The organism is Antrihabitans spumae, from assembly GCF_043944905.1.
Lineage (GTDB): Bacteria > Actinomycetota > Actinomycetes > Mycobacteriales > Mycobacteriaceae > Antrihabitans > Antrihabitans spumae.
In genome coordinates this window covers 43,508-63,883 of sequence record NZ_JBIMSN010000003.1, presented here as the reverse complement: position 1 = coordinate 63,883, position 20,376 = coordinate 43,508, and the positions used below count along the sequence as shown (strand labels likewise).

The window sequence follows — 20,376 nt, the reverse complement described above, 5'->3', positions numbered from 1 at the left end:
TCCAATCGTATTTGAGCCGGGGGCACCCGGCCAGTTCATTTCGTCCGGCTGCGAAGATCAGCCCATGGCATCAGCTGCTCAATGGTTGGAAGGCGCTCGCCCACGGACCCTGCCGAACGCGATCGCGCCCGTTGTCGCCGGCACCGGCGCGGCTGCATCGATCGATGGCACGGTGTGGTGGAAGGCCCTGCTCGCACTCGTCGTAGCGCTGGCACTGATCGTCGGGGTGAACTACGCGAACGACTACTCCGACGGCATTCGCGGTACCGACGACGACCGGGTCGGTCCACTACGGCTGGTCGGCTCCAAGCTTGCAACACCGACGGCCGTTCGCAACGCCGCGATGGTGAGCTTGGCCATCGCTGCCGTCGCTGGGATTGTGGTCTCGTTGACGTCCGCGTGGTGGCTGCTGCTGGTCGGGGCGGTCTGCATCGCGGGCGCCTGGTTCTATACCGGCGGCCGCAATCCGTACGGCTACAGCGGTTTCGGTGAGATCGCCGTCTTCGTGTTCTTCGGTTTGATCGCGGTGTGTGGCACGCAGTTCGTGCAGGCCGAACGTGTCGATTGGGTCGGACTGGTATGCGCGGTGGCTGTCGGATGTTTCTCGTCCGCGGTCCTCGTCGCCAACAACCTGCGCGATATTCCGACCGACACCGAGTCGGGCAAACAGACTCTCGCGGTGCGACTCGGCGATGCCCGCACTCGCACACTGCATCTCGCGCTCCTGCTCGTGCCGTTCGTTGCGACCCTTGCTCTTACGTTCCGCACGCTGTGGGTGCTCGCCGGGTTGCTGGCCCTGCCGTTGGCCATCAAGGCGAACGGTCCGGTCCGCAGCGGTAACAAGGGTCTCGATCTTGTTCCCGCGCTGCGCGACTCGGGTCTGGCGATGCTGGTGTGGTCGGTGGCAACGGCAATAACGTTGGCCAGCTAGCTGCTCGTGAGTCCTTTCGGAGGGCCCGACCACCAAAAGGACTCACGAGCGGCGTAGCCGCCTAGTCCTCGTCCGGAACCAACACTCCGAGTAGCCAGTTCACGATCGCGATGACGAGAGCACCCCAGAGCGCGGTCCAGAATCCGTCGACTCGCAGGCCGTAATCGGTGGCCTCGGTGATCCATGCCGTGAGCAGCAACATCAACGCGTTGATCACGAGCAGAAACAGGCCGAGACTCAAGACGATCAGCGGCAGTGACAGGAACTTCAGCACCGGTTTGACGACCGCATTCACCAACGTGAAGACGATCGCAATGCCGACGACGACGACGATTTCCCAGCCGGTTCCCTTGCCCGTCGGCACTTCGATGTTGATGCCGTCCAGCAGATACGCGGCGAGCCAGATTGCAAATGCGGTGATAGCGAGACGAATCGCGGTGATCATGAGGTCAATGTTGACACAACATCGAACCTTTTACGCGACCCTTCGGACAGCCGTTGTATGCGTCGGATCACGCCGCTCGATCGAGTAGCTCGATTACCTGTCGTCGCAGTTCGTCGATGCCGACGTTGGCCTCGATGATCGCCCGCGCCGCTGGACTCGGGGCACGGAGGACCCCGAGCAGCACATGTTCGGATCCGATGTGATCGTCTTTGTGCGCCAACGCCTCCCGCAACGACAGTTCGACTACCTTCTTCGCACCTGCGGTGAAGGGGATGTGCCCGAACCTGCGTGGGTTGAAGAAGCCGCGTCGTTCCGCAGGCACAGCACGATTCAGCGCATCCTCGCCGAAGTTGGCGTCCAGGCTCTCGCGGATGGCATCGAGATCGATCCCGATCGAACGCAGGGCTTCCGCGTCTTCCGGACCGAGCGGCGACTGCTTGCCCAACTCGGCGACCGCGGTGCCGACGGTATCGGCGGTTAGTCCGTTCTTGGCGAGCACTGCTGCCAGTGCGCTGTCCGCGGAGTCGATGACGCCGAGCAGGACGTGTTCGACGTCGATGTGGTCCGAGTTCGCCATCCGCGCCTCTTCCTGCGCCGTGACGATCGCGATCCGTGCCGTCTTCGTGAATCGTTCGAACATCAGCGGGTCCTCCTGTTGTGTTTCTGATGTACCGCTTGCCTACTGACTTCGAGAGCCTGGGCGATCGCCTGCCACGACCAGCCTTGCTCGCGGGCGTTGGCGACCTGGATCGCCTCTAGCCGTTCGAGTAGCCGGCGTAGGGCAAGCACGGCCCGCAGTCCGACCTTGGGATCGGGGCTTCCGGCTGCGGCAGCCAGAGTGGTTGCTTCGGTCATGACGTCAATCTACGTTGACACACATCGGGCTGTCAACCAAAATTGACACCAATAGTGACGCACGTCGCTTCGAATTGCCGCCACACCGCAATGCCGTTACATTGGGTGTACACCCGTTCACTGAAAGGAGACCGATCATGTCTGTGAGCACCCAAGTGTTGACCTCTTCACGACTGGCTCGCCGCGCCCTTGGCTCGTCAGCTGTGAAGGCAGCCTTCACGCCACACGGCGTCGACCGGTACCTCGAAATGATCGATCCACTGTGGGCCGAGACCGACGTTCGGGCCGAGATCACCGATGTCGCACGTAAGACCGACGACAGCGTGACATTGACGTTGCGCCCCAACGCGAACTGGAAAGGCTTCCGGGCCGGTCAGTTCGTCCGCGTTTCCGTCGAAATCGACGGAGTTCGTCGCACGCGCTGCTACTCACCCGCGAACTCCGAATTTCGTCGCGACGGCCGCATCGAACTGACGATCAAGACAGATCCGAAAGGCTTGGTGTCGCGGCATCTGCGTGCCAATGCCACCCCCGGTACAGTTGTTCACCTATCGCAGGCCCAGGGCGAGTTCGTCCTGCCCCTGCCGCATCCGCGCCGGATCCTCCTGATCAGTGGCGGCTCGGGCATCACCCCCGTGATGTCGATCCTGCGGACCCTGTGCGACAAGGCCTACAACGGCCGCATCACCTTCCTGCACTACGCCTTCACCGAAGACGACGTGATCTACCGCAAGGAACTCGACGCGATCGCAGAGAAGTACGAGTCGATCAAAATCGTTCGCGCGTACACCGACCAGGAACTAGGTGGCGACCTGCACGGCTTCTTCAGCCGTGACCATCTGCTCGCCGCAGACAAGCACTACGCCGAGGCAGACACCTACGTCTGCGGACCCCTTCCGCTGATGGACTCGGTGCGCGCACTGTGGACCGAGGAAGGGCTCGACGACCAACTGACCGTCGAACAGTTCACGGCACCGGTACGAACCGTCAGCAGCGACGACGCCGACGGCGAAATCAGTTTCTCGGCGACCGGAACCACGGTCGCGAACTCGGGTCGCACCTTGCTGGAGCAAGCCGAGGACGCCGGGCTCACCCCGGAGTACGGCTGCCGCATGGGCATCTGCTTCTCCTGCGTCCGTCGCAAGGACACCGGTGTGACACGGAACGTCATGACCGGCGACCTGTGCAGCGACAACGAAACGTCCATCAAGCTCTGCGTCTCTGTGCCCGTCGGCGACGTATCCGTAGATCTCTGAGCACCCAAAATCTCTGAGCAACAACCAAAACTTAGGAGGAACGCCATGACTACCACCGCACACACCAAGCTCACGTCGGACCAGATCGAAGCGTTCGGCAAAGAAATGGATGCTCTTCGCAAGCGCGTCGTCGACGACCTAGGCGAGCGCGATGCCGAATACATCCGCAACATCATCTCGGTGCAGCGTCGCCTCGAAGTCGCCGGCCGCGGCCTGCTGTTCTTCGGTGTCCTCCCCCCGGCATGGATTGCGGGCGTAACCGCTCTGTCGCTGTCGAAGATCATCGACAACATGGAGATCGGCCACAACGTCATGCACGGCCAGTACGACTGGATGCAGGACCCGGCGCTGACCTCCGGCAGCTTCGAGTGGGACAACACGATCGCAGGCGACAGCTGGCGCTACACCCACAACTACGTGCACCACACGTTCACCAACATCATCGGCAAGGACCACGACGCCACCGGTTACGGCGTCATGCGCCTCACCGAGGAGACCCCGTGGCACCCGGTGTGGCTGGGCAACCCGGTCTACGCATTCCTGCTGCAGTCGCTGTTCCAGTGGGGCACCGCGCTGCAGGAACTCGAATCGGAAAAGATGATCCGCGGCGAGAAGACCTGGGCGGAAGCTCAGGAAGCCTTCGGTCGATTCCTCCGCAAAGCCGGCCCGCAGGCACTCAAGGACTACGTGATCTTCCCGGCGCTGTCCGGTCCGTTCGCGCCCATCACCTTCGCGGGCAACGCGACCGCCAACTTCGTCCGCAACTGGTGGGCATCGTCGGTGATCTTCTGTGGCCACTTCCCCGAGGGCGTGCAGACGTTCTCGATCGAAGAGACCCAGGACGAGAGCAAGGCAGGCTGGTACTACCGCCAGGTGTGTGGTTCGGCCAACTTCACCGGTGGCCGCTGGCTGCAGATTCTGTCGGGCAACCTGAGCTTCCAGATCGAGCACCACCTCTTCCCCGACCTGCCCGCTCATCGCTACGAGGAGATGTCGGTCGAGGTCAAGGAGATCTGCGAGCGCTACGGCGTGCCGTACCACAACCAGGCCATGTACAAGCAGCTCGGCAGCGTCTGGAAGAAGATCTTCAAGCTCGCACTTCCGGGGAAGTCCAAGCCGGCCGAGCAGGTCGAGAGTGTTGTCGTCGACGAGGATCAGCCGAAGGTGACCGTCGACGATCGCAGCCTCGCGAGCGTCTAGGCGACTACGTCGGTCGTGAGTCCTTTCGGTGGGCCCGCCCTCCGAAAGGACTCACGAGCCGCTTGCGGCCTACCGCCAGATTCCGCTCGTCTCGAATTCGTGCAGCACCGCCGTCGGACCGGCAAGATCCATGCCCTGACCGCGGACCCAGTCGTCATCGAAATACGTTCCGGTATAACGATCTCCACCGTCGCAGAGCAGCGTGACGACGCTGCCGCCACGGCCTGCCGCGAGCATCTGCGCGATGATTCCGAACGCTCCCCATAGGTTCGTACCGGTGGAGCCGCCGACCCGTCGACCGAGCATCTCGCTCGCGTGGCGCGCGGTCGCAACCGACGCTGCGTCCGGCACCGCGATCATCCGATCGACGACCTGCCCGACGAACGACGGCTCGACTCGCGGCCGACCGATCCCTTCGATGCGCGACGCCATCCCGGTCTCGAAGTCGGCGGAACCCGATTCGTAGCCACCGTAGAACGCCGAGTTCTCGGGGTCGACGACTGCCAGACGAGTGTGATGACGCCGGTAGCGGATGTAGCGGCCGATGGTCGCGCTCGTGCCGCCCGTCCCTGCGCCCACGACGACCCAATCCGGTATCGGGTGCCGTTCCATCGACATCTGCACAAAGATCGACTCTGCGATGTTGTTGTTGCCACGCCAATCGGTTGCGCGTTCGGCGTGGGTGAACTGATCCATGTAGTGCCCGTCGACCTCGGCTGCAAGACGCGCTGCCTCGGTGTAGATCTCCGACGACTGCTGAACGAAATGGCAACGCCCGCCGTGCGATTCGATCAGCCTGATCTTCTCCGGGCTTGTGCTTGCCGGCATCACCGCAACGAACGGCAGACCGAGCAACTTCGCGAAATAGGCCTCGCTGACCGCCGTCGAGCCGGAGGACGCCTCGACGACCGTCGTTCCCTCGACCACCCACCCGTTGCAGATTGCGTACAGAAACAGCGACCGCGCGAGGCGATGCTTGAGGCTGCCGGTGATGTGGGTCGATTCGTCTTTGAGATAGAGCGAAACACCCCACGCGTTGGGGAGCGGATAGCGAATCAAGTGCGTGTCGGCGCTGCGTTGTGCATCCGCATCGATCAATCTGACTGCGTTGTCCACCCACTCGCGTGGGGCGCTGCGGTCACAGATCGTCACTCTCGTGAGCCCGCCGGGCGATCGCCGCGCAGTTTGGATCGCAGTTCCGCCTTGTCTCGACGACGTCGTTCGTCGACGGCGGCGATGCTCTCGTTCACGCGCCTACGCAACGACGCGAACAGCACAAGCGACAACGGCAGCGCGATCAGGATTGCGAAGATCAGGATGACGAGGATCGGGACCTCGATACCGGCGACCTTGCCGCCGCCGTAGATGACGGCAGCGATGACTGCGACCAGACCCAGCCTCGCGACGGTGTAGAGCGCAAGGTCGCGGGCCAACTTGCCGCCGGCAGCGGGCCGCTTCGATGGAGTGGAATCGTCACCTTTTGTCTCGCTCACCAGCCCAGGGTACCGACCCCCGAACCGCGTCGAACGCTTGCCCGACTGGTCCGATTTGTCTATTACCTCCCCTTTACCAACATTAGATCGTTCGAGTACCTAGGGGTATCGGTGACACCATGGCCAAGTCCCGACCGAACAGCCGAGCACGGAGGCATGCGAGATGAGCGCACCCACAGTCAGCAGAACTCAGGATTCCCTCTTGACCCCCGGCCAGGTCGCCGCGATGTTTCATGTTGACCCCAAAACTGTGACGCGGTGGGCCCACGCCGGACGTCTCGGTTCACTCCGCACGCCGGGTGGTCATCGCCGATTCCGCGAATCCGAAGTCCTGCAACTCCTCGATTCACTGACAACGGAGGCATCGCGTCACTGATCGTTCAAGAACCCTTACCTCGACAGATGCCGAACGGCCCACACGCGGCTACCCTCTAGTCAAGGAGGTGAGGGCTGTGATCTATCTATTGGCCGTCATCGGACTGGTTACTGTTGCGGTGCTGTTCTGGAAAGCGTTCGGACCCGATCTGAATTCTCGCGACCAGCCGCGATCGGTCGGACCCGATGACGATCCGGAATTTCTCTGGCGGCTCAATCGGGACGCCAAGCGGTCCGGCGGTACGGACAACAAGGACGGTCCTAGCGAACCCGTCGAGTGATCAGCCGACCTCGTTCGGCTGATCAGTCCGGCCGCACACGATCATTTGTGGCGGAGGACATCCGGCGTCAACTCGTCGATCGTCGTGATGCCCGAAAGAGCCATCGTCAGTTCCAACTCGGCCAGCAGGCACCGAATTACGTGCCTGACCCCTGCCTCCCCACCGAGCGCTAGACCGTACACATACGGGCGCGCGACGAGCACAGACTTCGCGCCGATCGCGAGCGCCTTCGCGATGTCGGCCCCGGTCCGAATTCCGCTGTCGAACAGCACGGTGATCTGATCGCCGACGGCGTCGACGACCTCCGGCAATGCTTCGATTGCGCCGATCGCACCATCGACCTGGCGACCACCATGGTTGGAGACGATGACGCCGTCCATGCCGGTGTCGACTGCCCGACGCGCGTCGTCGGCATGCTGAATCCCTTTGAGCACGATCGGACCGTCCCAGTGCTCGCGCAGAAACGCGAGGTCGTCCCAGGTGATCGTCGGGTCGCTGAAGTTTGCGACCCAGTGCAGGATCGCCTGCATCCGGTTCTCGTCGGTGATCGGACCACCGACCGACTTCTGGAAGACCGGATCGCTGAAGTAGTTCGCGACGCCGATGCCGCGCAGGAACGGCAGGTAGGCGCCGTCGAGGTCGCGCGGCCGCCAGGCGAGGGTGACGGTATCGAGGGTGACGACAAGAGCTGTGTAGCCGGCGGTCTTTGCGCGTTGCAGGAAGCTCGCGGCGAGCTCACGGTCCTTCGGCCAGTACAGCTGATACCAGCGCAGACCACCCTCGCCGTTGTTGGCGGCGACGTCCTCCATGTTGTTCGACGCGGCGGTACTCAGCACCATCGGCACGCCGACCCCAGCGGTTGCCCGCGCTACCGCAAGTTCTCCGGCCGGGTGCACGATCGACAGCACGCCGACCGGGCCGAGCAGCACGGGCGCGGGTAGCTTCTGCCCGAACAGTTCGACGGACAGATCGCGAGTTCCGGTGTCACGCAGCATCCGTGGCACGATTCGCCAGTCCCGAATCGCGTCGAGGTTGGCCTTGGCGGTCGATTCTGCACCAGCCGAACCTGCGACGTAGCCGAAGGCCTCCGGCGTCATGACCTGCTCGGCGAGCGCTTCCAACTTGGTGAGGTCCGTCGGAAACTCGGGCGTGGTGCCTCCGAGTCCCTGCAGATAGATCTCGTTCTGGAAGTCCGCGAGGGTTGCCATCGTTGGTAACCTCTTTCTACAACGCGTCGTCGAGTGCACCGGCTGAGAATCAGGCTCGACACTATCCCGTGTAGACGGAGCTCAGCAGTCAGACCTCGTGCCAGGTGACAACCGAGTCGACATTTTCACGCGCTGTGCGGAACGTGTTGATCGGATGTTCTCGATCGGCGTAGCCGAAGCTGATGCCCGCTACCACGTGCCGGTGCTCGGGTATTTCGAAGTACTCGTGCAGGAACGGCGAATAGGACGCGAGTGCAGCCTGTGGGGCAGCGGCAAGGCCGAGGCTCTGTGCTCCGAGCAGGAAAGTGTTGATGTACAGACCGCAGTCGACGGCACCGTAGACGCCGAGATCGGCTTCGGTCGTGATGATCGCGACGTGCGGCGCATCGAAGAGTTCGAAGTTGCGCACCATCTGCTTCATGGTCCGCTCGTGATCGCCTTTGGCTATCCCGATGCTGTCGTAGAGCTGCTTGCCGCAGTCGCGGCGACGCTGCCGATATTCGCCGGTGTACTGAGCGGGGAATTCGAGGTCGGGCGCGGGCCCGACCCCGCTCTGGATGTGGGTGAGGAGTTCTTTGCGGAACCGCTCGGTCGCGGCGCCGTCGGTGACGACGACCTGCCATGGCTGCGTGTTGCACCACGACGGCGTGCGTTGGGCCAGCCGTAGCAACTGCTCGATATCGCGCCTCGGAACCGGGTCCGGCAGGAACTGGCGGCAGGTCCAGCGTTCGTCGAGCACTCGGGACAGCGCGGCGAAATCGGTGGTTGTGCTCATACAGAACTCCTCGACAGGTCGGTCCTATTTCGAGACTGAACGCTAACACGACCAGTCTCATTTCGATACCGGTAGGATCGACGTTGTGCGTTACGAAGAACTTGCCGACCTCCCGTGCTCCATCACGCGACCACTGGTGATCTTCGGCGACCGTTGGACGCTGCTCGTTCTCAAGTTCTCCTTCGCCGGCGTCCGACGTTTCAACGCCTTGCAGAACACACTAGGAATCTCACGTAGCCGATTGCAGGACCGCCTCGACCGCCTCGTCGAACACGACATCCTCGTCAAACAACAGGCGGCGGGCACCGCGTACGAGGAGTACCGACTGACCCCGAAGGGCCACGCCATCTATCCGATCCTGATGGCGATCAAGGACTGGGGCGATACCTACATGGCGCCCGACGGCCCGCCGGTCCACTATCTGCATCGCGACTGCGGTGGTGCTGCGCACGTGAGGCTCGAATGCGACTCGTGCGCAACGGAACTCACCGCTCGCGACATCGAACTCGAAGCAGGACCGGGCATGAAACTGCCCGCCGAGAGCTGATCAGTCTGCGGCAGCCTTCGACTTGCGCTTACCGGAGTGCTTGCTCGCCGCGGCGCTGCCATTCCCGTTCGTGATGGCTGGCGCGACAGTCGTTGTCGGCGTTGCCATTTCGATCGCCTTGTCGGTGTAGACGCGGTAACCGAGGTGCGGCTGGTAGCCGTGAATCTCACGCGTGTCGAGGAAGCGGATGAAGTTCAGAATCTGCTTGCTGAACACCTGCCCCGGCACCAGCACGGGGAATCCGGGCGGATAGGGCGTCACGAATGTCGCCGACACAACCTGTTGTCCCGCATCTATTTTCGACTCGACCTCCTCGGGTGAGAGGTACTCGCAGAACGAATCGGTGTAGGCAAGGTAGAACGCCTTGCGCACGTCACCTTCCGGCGTCGGCTCACCGTCGCCGCCGAGATCGAGGAAGCTCGTGTGGAAACCGCTGAAGTCGGGCATCGACGTCGCGTCGGCAGTCAGACTCGCCACCTGGCGGTCGTGTATCGCTCGCTCGGTCTGACTGAGGTCGGCGAGATGGTCGTCGAGTTCGCGAGCAATCTTGACCAACACCTCGACCAGATAGGCGACCGAACTACGCGTCGTACCGATGTTCGTCATGAACAGCACGGTGTTTCGCGACGTCTTGTTGATCTGCACGCCGTAGCGATCCATCAACTGCTGCCGCTTGAAGGTATCGCCGTCGTAGCCCGTCGGCCCGATGTAGAGCGTGATTCGCGACGGATCGAGAACGAACTCGTCAGCGGCCCAGGCTGCCATCATGTTCGCCAAACCCGACCGCAACGGCTGTGCGATACCCGACGGCCGGAACTCCTCGGGGATCAGCTCCGCCGTGCTGAGGCAGTGCATGTACTTGCTGAGCAGCGGATGGTTGTCGATCGCGTCGCGCAGCTGCATCGCATTTTCGATCTGTTTCTGGACGAGCTCGACGCCTTCGAGCGCAACCTGCCGTCGACCGAGGTCGAGCGAGGCGAGGATCTGATAGTTCGGCGAGGTCGAGTTGTGTGCCATGTAGGCCTCGTGGAAGGTCTCGGCGACCTTCTGATCGAAGTCCTGATCGAAGACGTGAATCATCGAACCCTGCCGCAGCGAGGTCAGCGTCTTGTGCGTCGATTGGGTCGAGTAGACGCGCACCCGCGCCTGCGCTGGATCGGGCAGCAGTCGCTGCTCGAGCAACTCCTCGTCGGTCGGCTCCGGATGCATTGCTCGCTCGGCCAGATATTCGTTGTAGCGCTCGCGATACGCAGGGTCTTTCATCCGTTCCCGAAGGGTCTTCGCGGCCGCCATTCCGGTGCGGGTCCGGTACACGGGATGGAACCGGGCGAACGCGAACCACGCTTCGTCCCATAGGAATACGAGGTCCGGCTTGATTGCGAGACACTCTTCCATCACCCGTTCGACGTCGTAGACGACGCCGTCGAAGGTGCAGTTGGTGAGCATCAGCATCTTGACGCGGTCGAGCTTGCCCGCCCGCCGCAGACCCAGCAACTTCGCCTTGATCTCGACGAGTGGAACAGCGCCGTACATCGAGTACTTGCTCAGCGGATACGCCTCCAGATAGGTGACGTGGGCGCCGGCCATCATGGTTCCGTAGTGATGGGACTGGTGGCAGTTGCGGTCGACGAGCACGATGTCACCCGGTGCGATCAAGGCCATGCCGACGATCTTGTTCGCCGTCGACGTTCCGTTGGTGACGAAGTAGGTGTGGCGTGACCCGTAGGCCTTCGCCGCGAGGTCCTGCGCCTCACGCAGCGGGCCGGTCGGCTCCAGCAGTGAATCCAAACCACCGCACGTCGCCGACGTCTCCGCCATGAACACATCGAGGCCGTAGAAGCTGACCATGTCCTTGATCCAGTGCGAGTTGACGATCGACTTGCCCTGCGAGATCGGCAACGCGTGGAACACTCCGGTCGGCCGGTGGCTGTACTGCTTCAGCGCGCTGAAGAACGGGGTCCGATACCGTTCGGCGACGCCGTGCAGGATGCTCAGGTGCAGCTCGAGGACACCTTCGCGCGCATGGAAGACCCTGCGGAAGTTGTGGCCGACGCGCCCGGCCATGTCTTCGACTTCGATCTCGGTCATCAGATAGAGGTCGAGTTCGGGCCGGATATCGGAGATCGAGGCGGCCAGAATTTGCGCTCGCTCCTCCGGTGGATGGTCAGCCAGGTCGTCGGAGACCTGGCTGTCGACGAAGTCGCCGAGCGCGGCGAGTTCGCGACTGGACTTGTGCGCGAAACGGCGACGGACCACGACGGCCTGCAGGTTCACATTCAGCCGCGCGGCGATCACAGCCTCGTCGCCGCTGCCGACGACGACGAGTTCGTAGATGAACTCGTCATCGGAACGCCGCCAACTGCGGACCGCCTTGCGCAGCGCCCGCTCCTGCGACTCCGACATCGACTCGACGACGAGTACCTCGAAGTAGGGGCGTTCGTTGCCATCGGCCGAAATGTCTTCCTGCTGCCCGTTGTCGGTGTTGAGAGCTTCGTGATCGTGCGCGACGTTGATCAGCGATTCGCCGCCGCGATAGGACTCCGTCACCAGTGCTCGATTGATCTTCGCAACCGTTCGCGCGAACCGGTCGTAGTGACCGGCAGTGAACTGCCGCTGCGTCTGAGCGAAGAAGGTCTTGCCGGGAAATGCCCAGAAGTGTTCGTAGGGAGCAAGTTTGGTGACGAGGTCGCCGACGGTATCGGCCAGCTGGTCGGTCGGTTTGCCGTGCGACGACGCTCTCGCCAACCGCTCGGCCGCCTCTTCGAGCCGACACCACGCATCGGCCCTGAACTGCCAAACACTGTTGTAGGCACGTGCATTGACCTCGGCCATGTCCAACCTCCGCAGTTATGACCACCACCGGAGCCGACTTCGCAATCGCTGAGACGACGTGGCGACAAAACCAACCGTAGGCCCGAAAACTGGCGGGTGAGATTGCTTTGGACAGTTATGCCCGATCTGTAGAGAAGCTTCCTCGAGAAGCCAGATTTCGTTCACCAGGCTGCTGCTGAAGCTCCACTATTCCTGCGAAGCGGCGGGCTTCCGCGCGGCGGACGTGATCGTGGAGCGTCCGCAGCACTCGGCCTTCTAGGTCAAGCCCGCGTACGAGTGCAGGCCGGAAACCACGATGTTGATGACGAAGAGGTTGAAGATCATCGCGACGAAGCCGGCGATGTTGATCCACGCCGCCTTGGTGTCGCGCCAGCCCGAGGTCGCGCGCGCATGCAGGTAGGCGGCGTAGATGACCCACGCGATGAAGGCGACCGTCTCCTTCGGATCCCAACCCCAGAAGCGTCCCCACGCCGATTCCGCCCAGATGGCGCCCAGGATGACACCGGCGCCGAACAGCGGGAACCCGATGATCGTCGTCCTGTAGGCCAGGCGATCGAGCGTCTGCGCGTCGGGCATTCTCGACGCGAGCCGACCCCAGACGCTGCTGGCTTCACTGCCTTCGGGGTGACGCATCCGCAACAGGAACATCGCGCTCGCGACACCGGAAACCAGGAAAACACCACTGCCGATGCTGACGATGGTTACGTGAATCGGCAGCCAGTACGAACGCAATGCCGGCACGACAGGAGCGGCGTCGGCGTAGAGCACCGTTGCCGCGAGGAACATCAGAACGAGCACAGGGGGAATGAGGAACACCCACATCGAACGGAACCGCTCGCCACGCATGATCGTCAACCCGACGAGCACCGCCGCGGCGCATGCCATCGTCACGAACTCGTACATGTTGCCGAGCGGGAAGCGTTCGGTTGCGAAGCCGCGCAACACGATCGACGCGAGATGCAGCGCAACGCCCACAACGAGCACCGCAACGCCCATGTTGCCGAGGCGCTCGGACCACGGTTTGCGTGGCGCTTCGACGAGGCGGCCAGGCACCCCGGCAGCGGGTCCGGCGTTGACCATTTCCTTCGCAGCGGTCTGCTTGACCCGTGCCGATGCGTACTGCCCGATCAAGAGCAGAAACGACAGCACGTAGACGAGGAAGGCAGACCGGAACGACAGGTCGCTGTATCCGGCAAGGGTCTCGTTGATCGGCAGCATGCTCAGTTGGTTCCTATGTCTTGTTCTGCTTGGTGGATCGTGCATCCGGCAGCAGTCGGTCGCACAATCGATCGAACTCGTCACCCCACCCGGCGTGGTCGGTTCTGGCCAACCCGCCAAGTTCTACTACGGTACGTCGTTCGCCATCGGCGGGATACAGACGTACCCAGATTCTGCGCCGCTTGATGAGCAGCGACACCAGCAACCCCACCATCATCGAGATCGAGAAGCCGAGCACAAAACCCTGCGCCGGATCGTGCGACACCTGCAGGTTCACAAATTCCTTCGCGCCATCGAAGCGAACCTGCGTTCCATCGGGCAACGAGGTCGACTCGCCGGGCTCCAGATTCACTCTGGCTTCCTTCGTCAGACGCTCCTGGTTGATCAGTTCCTTGTTGAGCGCGAAGAGCGACTGCGGGATACCGGTGTCCAGTCCGGTATCGCCACGGTAGATGTCGATCGCGACAGCGGGCTTCGTCATCTCAGGGAAGCTCGACGACAGCAACTCGCCGTGGAACGAGGCGGTCGGCGCGAACAGGCCCTCGATCGCGATCTGATTCTTCCGCCGATCCGCCGTGTTCGGATACAACCCACCCGGCGGATCGAACCGCATGACGCCGCTGCTCAAGAACGTCGTCGCGTCGTCGGGTCGCCACTGCAGCGTCTCGGTCCGCGTCTCACCGTTCGGGAAGGTGACCGTGAACGTCGGTGCGTAGCCGTGACCCTGCAGATAGACGCGGTCCCCCGCGACTCGCAGCGGATGGTTGACCCGCAGCTGACTGTCACGCCACGTATTGGAGGCAAGGTCGTCGCCGGCTTGGTATTCGATGTCGGAGGTGAACATCTCGGCCTGACCGTTGTCCAGATAGTCGGCCGTGAAGGTCTTCACGCGTACGCAGATCGGCTCGAGCCCGGTGCCGTCCTCGACGTTGCCCGCACGGAACGAGTCGAACACCGCAGGCGAGGTCGTGCAGAAGCCCGGACCGTCGGGGTCGGCGATGACGATCACGTTGCCCTCGTAGCCGAACAACTTCCCGACCGCGATGGCGATGAGCAACCCGACGAGGGAGAGGTGGAAGACCAGGTTGCCGAGTTCGCGGGTGTACCCCTTCTCGGCCGACACGGTGATCTCGCCGTCGTGCGCCGACCTGTTGTCGGCCGAACGCGTCCGCGAACGCCAACCTTTCAGTTGCGACGAGATCTCGGACGCGAGCTGCTGAGGGTCACCGTCGACGGTCGTCAGGTGGTGGTGCGGCAGCCTGCCCAAGTTGCGGGGCGCAGGGACGGGCGGGGTCCGCAGTGCGCGCGCATGGTCTACGCACCGCGGAACGATGCACCCGACCAGCGAGATGAACAGCAACGCGTAGACCGCCGTGAACCAGAAGCTGCCGAACACATCGAAGAGTTCGAAGCGGTCCATCAGCGGTCCGAGCGACGGGCGGTCGGCGATGTACTGCTCGACCTTCTGCGTGTTGAGACTGCGCTGCGGCAGCAACGCCCCCGGTATCGCGGCCAGGGCAAGCAGGAAGAGCAGGACCAAGGCGGTCCGCATGCTGGTGAGTCCGCGCCAGGTGTTGCGGACGAGTGCGATCCCGCGGCCGGGCAGGGACTGGCGGGGCGGTCGCGTCGGCTCTCTGGTCAGAGTGTCAGTCATATCGAGGGTTCTGTCATATCGGCAACGTCACGTCGGAGACGAAGGCGTCACGCACCCAGCTGACGAACTGATCCCAGACGCCCGTGACGAGCGCGATGCCGACCGCGACAAGCAGGACACCACCGAAGATCTGGATTGCACGCGCATTACGACGCAGCCAGCCGACGCCTCGCAACGCTTTCGCCGACCCGAACGCAAGGATGATGAACGGCAACCCGAGGCCGAGGCAGTACGCGACGATGAGGCTCACGCCACGAGCTGCCGTCGTACCCTCTGTTCCCGATGCAACCGAGATCACCCCGGCGAGGGTCGGGCCGAGGCACGGGGTCCAGCCGAGTGCGAACACCGCGCCGAGCAGCGGTGCGCCGACGAGGCTGCTGACGCGTCGCGGCTCGAATCGGACGTCACGTTGCAGGGCAGGAACGAGACCGACGAACACAAGTCCCATCAGGATGGTCACCACACCGCCGACCCGTTGCAGCACCTCCCGGTTGACCGAAAGTGATTGCGTCACACCGAAAACCGTTGCGGTCGCAAGGACGAACACAACCGTGAAGCCCGCGACGAAGAGGGCGGAGGCGCCGACGACGCGAGCGCGTCCGGTTCGGACCTTCGTCTGTACGGCTTCGGCAGGGGTCACCGGCGGCGCGTCGGCGCCGACCACTCCCGCGAGGTAGGACAGGTAGCCCGGAACCAACGGGACCACACACGGCGACGCGAACGAGACGAGGCCCGCAAGCACACAGGCACCGAGCGCAAGGATGAGCGGACCGCTCGCCGCAGTCGACCCGAACGTGTCACCGACACCGGCAAGGACGGTCATGCAGCTTCTCCGGCGAGGCGTTCGACGGTCGGCTGCAAGTCCTCCGCAAGCAGTTCACGCAGATAGACAGCGGCGACGCGATGCTGCCGATCGAGAACGAGGGTGGTGGGGATGACGCTGGTCGGGAAGTTGCCGCCGAGTGCGATCAGGGTCCGCATGGCGGGGTCGTAGATCGACGGGTAGCCGACCTTGTTGTCGATGACGAAGTCCTGCGCCTTGTCCTTCTGACCGTCGCGCACGTTGATGCCGAGGAAGGCGACACCGCTGTCTTTGGTTGCCTCGTAGACCTTTTCGAGGTCGTCGGCTTCACCTCGACAGGGTCCACACCATTGGCCCCACAGATTGATGACGACGACTTTGCCTTCGAAATCCGAGAGCGACGTCGTCTTGCCCTCGACCATGAGGTCGGGTCCGGAGAGGTCGCCGATGGACCCGCGGTCGCCTGCCGGGTCGTAGTAGATCTCGGTCTTGCCACCGGGTGAAACGAAGTCGAAGGTGCCACCTTGCGCCACTGCGTCGGTGCCTGTGGAACAGCCGCTGATAACAAGCGCCGCCAGGAGTAGGCAGCAAGCTGCTCGTGAGTCTTTTCGGAGGGTCCGCCCTCCGAAAAGACTCACGAGCGCGAAGCGCCTCATGCTCCCGTCACCCTCGGATCCGAGCTGCCCGCAGGCTCCGAGTACACGATGTCGACCAGGGTGTCGCCCTCGTAGACCAGCGACGTCAACGACGCCAGACCGCACTGACGCTGCCGCGGATCGTGCCAGAGTCGGTCGCCCTGCAGGAACCTGCGCAAGGTCCACACCGGCAACTGATGCGAGACGAGAACGACCTCGTGCCCGACCGCTTCCACCCGAGCCTTGTTGACCGCAGCCAACATTCGGTGCGCGATCTGCAGGTAGGGCTCACCCCACGACGGCGTGAACGGATCGCGCAGCTTCCACCAGTGCCGCGGCTTGCGGAGTGCACCGTCGCCGACGGCGACCCGCAAACCCTCGAACGTGTTGCCAGCCTCGATCAGGTCTTCATCGGTCTGGATCTCGACGCCGTGGGCCGCCGCGATCGGGCCGGCAGTCTCCTGCGCGCGTTGCAAAGGCGACGCGATCACATGGCTGATGTCGTGATGGGCAAGCGCAGCACCAACTGCCGCGGCTTGCGATCGTCCGGTCACGGACAACCCGAAGCCGGGGAGCCGGCCATACAGAATGCCCTTCGGATTGTGCACTTCGCCGTGGCGAAGGACGTGCACGATCGTCTTGGTGTCGGCCTGGTCGTTACGAGTCACGTCTGGGTCCCTCAGGTGTCGGTCGGGTCGGTCGCTGCCGCTGCAGCCTCGGCGGCAGCGGGCAGGGCGTCGGCAATGATCGAGAAAGCGTCGTCGTCGAGCGCGGCAGAGACGAACCAGGCCTCGAACGCACTCGGCGGCGGGTAGACCCCACGCTCGAGCAACGCGTGGAAGAAGGCTGGGAAGCGCCACGTCTGCGCCGCTTTCGCGCCGGCATAGTCGACGACGGGTCGATCGCTGAAGAACACGCTCACCATGTTGCCTGCGAACTGGACTCGGTGGGTGACGCCCGCTGCGGTGAGTGCATCACCCAGCATGGTGCCGAGCCGCTGCGAGTTGCGGTCGAGTGCGTCGTAGACGGCCTGATCGGCGTTGCGCAGCGTCGCCAGACCAGCGGCGACGGCGACGGGATTACCCGAAAGTGTGCCTGCTTGATACACCGGACCGGCAGGTGCGAGGCGGCTCATGATCTCGCTGCTTCCGCCGAATGCTGCGGCAGGCAGGCCGCCCGACATCACCTTGCCGAACGTGTAGAGGTCGCCCGCGACGCCGTCGACACCGAACCAGCCGGACGGACTGACGCGAAAACCCGTCATCACCTCGTCCATGATCAGCAGTGCGCCGTGCGCTTTGGTCAGCCTGGCAAGCCCCTCGTTGAAACCTGGCACAGGTGCAACAGCACCCATGTTGCCTGCCGCAGCCTCGGTGATGACGCACGCGATCTCACCCGGATTTGCTGCGAACGCTGCGGCGACGGCATCGAGGTCGTTGTACGGAAGGACGATCGTGTCCTCGGCTTGAGCGCCCGTGACGCCTGGTGAGGTCGGCAGTCCGAGTGTCGCGACGCCCGAACCCGCTTCGGCGAGCAATGCGTCGACGTGGCCGTGGTAGCAACCCGCGAACTTGACGATCTTGCTGCGCCCGGTGAATCCACGAGCCAGCCTGACCGCACTCATCGTCGCTTCGGTACCGGAGTTGACCAGGCGAACCTGCTCGACGGGTGCAACGCGTTCGACGATCGCTTCGGCGAGTTCGATCTCGGCCTCGGTCGGGGCGCCGAACGAAAGACCCGAGGTGGCAGCTCGTTGCACAGCCTCGACGACGGCCGGATGCGCGTGCCCCAGAATCATCGGGCCCCACGAACAGATGAGGTCGACGTAGGTGTTGCCGTCTGCGTCCGTCAGCCGTGAACCTGCGGCCTTCGCGATGAAACGCGGTGTGCCGCCGACCGACTGGAACGCCCGAACCGGGGAGTTGACGCCACCAGGGATAACTGCGCTGGCACGATCGAACAACCGAGCTGAATTGGCGGTGGAGACAGTCACGACACCCAGTGTCTCATCGAAAGCAAATCGTCTCCGACAGGGTGTAGTTGTCTCCCGGGCCTACCCTTGTTTCCATGACCGAAGACACATCGGTTTCGAAGGATCCGAGCAAGGATCCGACCCTGTACGACTGGGCCGGTGGGGGTCCGGCGTTTCGACGCTTGATCGATGCCTTCTACGACCGCGTCGAGCACGACGACCTGATCGCTCCCCTGTTTCCCGGCGGCGTCAGCGAAGAGCATCGCGCGCACGTGACGACCTGGTGGTGCGAGGTGTTCGGTGGTCCGGCGACCTATACCGCAGAGCTCGGTGGGTACGAGCGGATGCTGGCCCATCACGTCAACCTCGGCATCACGGCCGAACAGCGCCATCGCTTCGCGTCGACGATGAGCCTCGCCGCCGACGACGCTGGACTGCCCGACGACCCGGAGTTCAGGTCGGCGTTTATGGCCTATGTCGAGTGGGGCACGCGACTTGCGATGCACAATTCGCAGCCCGACGCACCGGTCGTCCCGCACGCACCCGTTCCGCGCTGGGGTTGGGGCGTCGCCCCGCCGTATTTCGGCTAGCAGCTTGCGGCGCGAGGGCGCCCCTCACACCATCCAGCGAGGTCAGGGCGACCCTCACGCTGGCTTGGTGTGCCTGCGCAGTTCGTAGCGGGCGATCGAGCGCTTGTGCACCTCATCGGGTCCGTCGGCGAGGCGCAACGTACGGATGTGCGCATAGGCCATCGCGAGCGGGAAATCGTCGGTGACGCCACCGCCGCCGTGGACCTGGATCGCACGGTCGATGATCTTCAGCGCGACGTTGGGAGCCGCGACCTTGATCGCTGCGATCTCGACGCGAGCCGCCTTGTTGCCGACCGTGTCCATCATGTGGGCTGCCTTGAGGCACAGCAGACGGACCATCTCGATGTCGATACGCGCTTCGGCGATCCAGTCCTGAATGTTGGCTCGCTCGCTCAGCGGCTGACCGAAGGTGACCCGCGAGGACGCCCGCTTGCACATCAATTCGAGTGAGCGCTCCGCGATGCCGATCGCCCGCATGCAGTGATGGATCCTGCCCGGTCCGAGGCGTGCCTGGCTGATCGCGAAACCTTCGCCCTCGCCGGACAATACGTCCTCGAGCGGGACGCGGACGTCGTTGAAGGTGATCTCCGCATGGCCCTCGCGGTCCTGGTACCCGAAGACCGGCAGGTTACGCACGACCGTCACGCCGGGTGCGTCGATCGGCACGACCATCATCGATTGCTGGCGGTGCGTCGCTGCGCTCGGATCGGTCTTGCCCATCACGATGAGGACCTTGCAGTTCGCGTGCATTGCGTTGGACGCGAACCACTTTCGGCCGTTGAGCACGTAGGCGTCGCCGTCGCGCTCCATCCGCATTTCGACGTTGGTGGCGTCCGAGCTCGCGACATCGGGTTCGGTCATCGCAAACGCTGACCGAATTGTGCCTTCCAGCAACGGTTTCAGGTAGAGCTCTTTGTGCTTGTCGGTGCCGAAGAGGGTGAACACCTCCATGTTGCCGGTGTCGGGCGCCGAACAGTTGCACGCCTCGGGCGCAATGTGGCTGCGCCCCATGATTTCTGCCAGCGGAGCGTATTCGAGGTTGGTGAGCCCCGGCCCCCACTCCTCGTGCGGATGGAAGAGATTCCACAGTCCGCGCTTGCGGGCTTCGGCCTTGAGTTCTTCGAGGATCGGCGGGTGGAAGTGCGGATCGCCCGCCTCGCGCATCTGCTGGTCGTAGACCGATTCCGCCGGGTACACATGCTCGTCCATAAACGCCAGCAGGTCGGCCTGGTATTTCAGGCTGCGGGCACTTGCCTCGAACATGGAAATCTCCTCTGTGTCGATTGCTCGAAACGTACTTGAATCTG

General features: G+C 63.4%; 22 protein-coding genes. 7 read left to right on the top strand and 15 right to left on the bottom strand.

The features are described 5' to 3' along the window. The first annotated feature begins 64 nt into the window (after positions 1-64). Positions 65-931 carry a 1,4-dihydroxy-2-naphthoate polyprenyltransferase gene (locus ACHIRB_RS00970; protein ID WP_395123229.1) on the top strand — a complete coding sequence of 289 codons (867 nt, stop codon included), beginning with the start codon at positions 65-67 and terminating at the stop codon, positions 929-931. A gap of 61 nt (positions 932-992) precedes the next feature. Here the strand turns inward: ACHIRB_RS00970 and ACHIRB_RS00965 are convergent, their stop codons facing one another. The 3 genes from ACHIRB_RS00965 to ACHIRB_RS00955 form a co-directional block, all read right to left on the bottom strand. Then, entirely contained in the window at positions 993-1,376 is a 384-nt protein-coding gene (locus ACHIRB_RS00965; protein ID WP_395118378.1) for a phage holin family protein, read from the bottom strand. A 67-nt stretch (positions 1,377-1,443) separates the two neighbouring features. After that, positions 1,444-2,016, bottom strand: coding sequence for a Clp protease N-terminal domain-containing protein (locus ACHIRB_RS00960; protein WP_395118376.1), 573 nt, complete (start codon positions 2,014-2,016; stop codon positions 1,444-1,446). After that, positions 2,016-2,231: an HTH domain-containing protein gene (locus tag ACHIRB_RS00955; RefSeq protein WP_199703554.1), complete on the bottom strand. Its 216-nt coding sequence runs from the start codon at positions 2,229-2,231 to the stop codon at positions 2,016-2,018. The genes ACHIRB_RS00960 and ACHIRB_RS00955 overlap by 1 nt, the downstream gene beginning before the upstream one ends. A 137-nt stretch (positions 2,232-2,368) precedes the next feature. Between ACHIRB_RS00955 and ACHIRB_RS00950 the strand changes: the two genes are divergently transcribed. Together ACHIRB_RS00950 and ACHIRB_RS00945 are read left to right on the top strand one after the other, a co-directional pair. Then, on the top strand, positions 2,369-3,487 hold the full coding sequence (locus ACHIRB_RS00950) for a ferredoxin reductase (protein ID WP_395123228.1): 1,119 nt from the start codon (positions 2,369-2,371) through the stop codon (positions 3,485-3,487). A 45-nt stretch (positions 3,488-3,532) separates the two neighbouring features. After that, complete coding sequence (locus ACHIRB_RS00945; protein WP_199703556.1) at positions 3,533-4,687, top strand: fatty acid desaturase family protein; 1,155 nt, start codon at positions 3,533-3,535, stop codon at positions 4,685-4,687. Between the two features lie 69 nt (positions 4,688-4,756). Here ACHIRB_RS00945 and cds1 read toward each other — a convergent pair whose 3' ends face one another. Continuing rightward, the gene (cds1, locus tag ACHIRB_RS00940; protein WP_395118369.1) at positions 4,757-5,839 is read right to left on the bottom strand and encodes an L-cysteine desulfhydrase Cds1; all 1,083 of its coding nucleotides are present in this window, start codon (positions 5,837-5,839) and stop codon (positions 4,757-4,759) included. Beyond that, the gene (locus ACHIRB_RS00935; protein WP_395118368.1) at positions 5,836-6,180 is read right to left on the bottom strand and encodes a DUF4229 domain-containing protein; all 345 of its coding nucleotides are present in this window, start codon (positions 6,178-6,180) and stop codon (positions 5,836-5,838) included. Before ACHIRB_RS00935 ends, cds1 begins: the two co-directional genes overlap by 4 nt. 163 nt (positions 6,181-6,343) lie before the next feature. Between ACHIRB_RS00935 and ACHIRB_RS00930 the strand changes: the two genes are divergently transcribed. Both ACHIRB_RS00930 and ACHIRB_RS00925 read left to right on the top strand, forming a co-directional pair. Further along, positions 6,344-6,556: a BldC family transcriptional regulator gene (locus ACHIRB_RS00930; RefSeq protein ID WP_199704515.1), complete on the top strand. Its 213-nt coding sequence runs from the start codon at positions 6,344-6,346 to the stop codon at positions 6,554-6,556. Between the two features lie 76 nt (positions 6,557-6,632). Then, positions 6,633-6,836: a hypothetical protein gene (locus tag ACHIRB_RS00925; RefSeq protein WP_199704514.1), complete on the top strand. Its 204-nt coding sequence runs from the start codon at positions 6,633-6,635 to the stop codon at positions 6,834-6,836. Positions 6,837-6,877: 41 nt separating this feature from the next. On the opposite strand, the gene ACHIRB_RS00920 is transcribed toward ACHIRB_RS00925, so the two are convergent. After that, the gene (locus tag ACHIRB_RS00920; RefSeq protein WP_395118365.1) at positions 6,878-8,044 is read right to left on the bottom strand and encodes a lactate 2-monooxygenase; all 1,167 of its coding nucleotides are present in this window, start codon (positions 8,042-8,044) and stop codon (positions 6,878-6,880) included. A gap of 88 nt (positions 8,045-8,132) precedes the next feature. Further along, positions 8,133-8,819, bottom strand: a complete 687-nt coding sequence (locus ACHIRB_RS00915; RefSeq protein WP_395118363.1) for a nitroreductase — start codon at positions 8,817-8,819, stop codon at positions 8,133-8,135. Between the two features lie 85 nt (positions 8,820-8,904). On the opposite strand from ACHIRB_RS00915, the gene ACHIRB_RS00910 reads away from it, so the two are divergent. Next, on the top strand, positions 8,905-9,366 hold the full coding sequence (locus ACHIRB_RS00910; protein WP_395118361.1) for a winged helix-turn-helix transcriptional regulator: 462 nt from the start codon (positions 8,905-8,907) through the stop codon (positions 9,364-9,366). Here the strand turns inward: ACHIRB_RS00910 and ACHIRB_RS00905 are convergent, their stop codons facing one another. The 7 genes from ACHIRB_RS00905 to hemL all read right to left on the bottom strand — a co-directional run bounded on the left by ACHIRB_RS00905 (position 9,367) and on the right by hemL (position 18,509). After that, entirely contained in the window at positions 9,367-12,198 is a 2,832-nt protein-coding gene (locus ACHIRB_RS00905) for an aminotransferase class I/II-fold pyridoxal phosphate-dependent enzyme (protein ID WP_395123227.1), read from the bottom strand. 255 nt (positions 12,199-12,453) lie between these two features. Next, a complete protein-coding gene (ccsB, locus tag ACHIRB_RS00900) occupies positions 12,454-13,413 on the bottom strand; it encodes a c-type cytochrome biogenesis protein CcsB (protein WP_395118388.1) in 960 nt (319 codons plus the stop codon). Between the two features lie 16 nt (positions 13,414-13,429). Further along, positions 13,430-15,070 (bottom strand): cytochrome c biogenesis protein ResB, encoded by a 1,641-nt coding sequence (gene resB, locus ACHIRB_RS00895; RefSeq protein WP_395123226.1) that lies wholly within the window; start codon positions 15,068-15,070, stop codon positions 13,430-13,432. Positions 15,071-15,083: 13 nt separating this feature from the next. Then, a complete protein-coding gene (locus ACHIRB_RS00890) occupies positions 15,084-15,893 on the bottom strand; it encodes a cytochrome c biogenesis CcdA family protein (protein WP_199704508.1) in 810 nt (269 codons plus the stop codon). Next, positions 15,890-16,528, bottom strand: a complete 639-nt coding sequence (locus ACHIRB_RS00885; RefSeq protein WP_395118353.1) for a TlpA disulfide reductase family protein — start codon at positions 16,526-16,528, stop codon at positions 15,890-15,892. Before ACHIRB_RS00885 ends, ACHIRB_RS00890 begins: the two co-directional genes overlap by 4 nt. Beyond that, positions 16,525-17,175: a histidine phosphatase family protein gene (locus ACHIRB_RS00880; protein WP_395118351.1), complete on the bottom strand. Its 651-nt coding sequence runs from the start codon at positions 17,173-17,175 to the stop codon at positions 16,525-16,527. The genes ACHIRB_RS00885 and ACHIRB_RS00880 overlap by 4 nt, the downstream gene beginning before the upstream one ends. 11 nt (positions 17,176-17,186) lie before the next feature. Further along, positions 17,187-18,509, bottom strand: coding sequence for a glutamate-1-semialdehyde 2,1-aminomutase (gene hemL / locus ACHIRB_RS00875; protein ID WP_395118386.1), 1,323 nt, complete (start codon positions 18,507-18,509; stop codon positions 17,187-17,189). Positions 18,510-18,574: 65 nt separating this feature from the next. Here hemL and ACHIRB_RS00870 point away from each other — a divergent pair, with 65 nt between their 5' ends. Beyond that, on the top strand, positions 18,575-19,069 hold the full coding sequence (locus tag ACHIRB_RS00870; protein ID WP_395118349.1) for a group II truncated hemoglobin: 495 nt from the start codon (positions 18,575-18,577) through the stop codon (positions 19,067-19,069). A gap of 54 nt (positions 19,070-19,123) precedes the next feature. On the opposite strand, the gene ACHIRB_RS00865 is transcribed toward ACHIRB_RS00870, so the two are convergent. Beyond that, positions 19,124-20,338 carry an acyl-CoA dehydrogenase family protein gene (locus ACHIRB_RS00865; RefSeq protein WP_395118384.1) on the bottom strand — a complete coding sequence of 405 codons (1,215 nt, stop codon included), beginning with the start codon at positions 20,336-20,338 and terminating at the stop codon, positions 19,124-19,126. Positions 20,339-20,376: the final 38 nt, after the last annotated feature.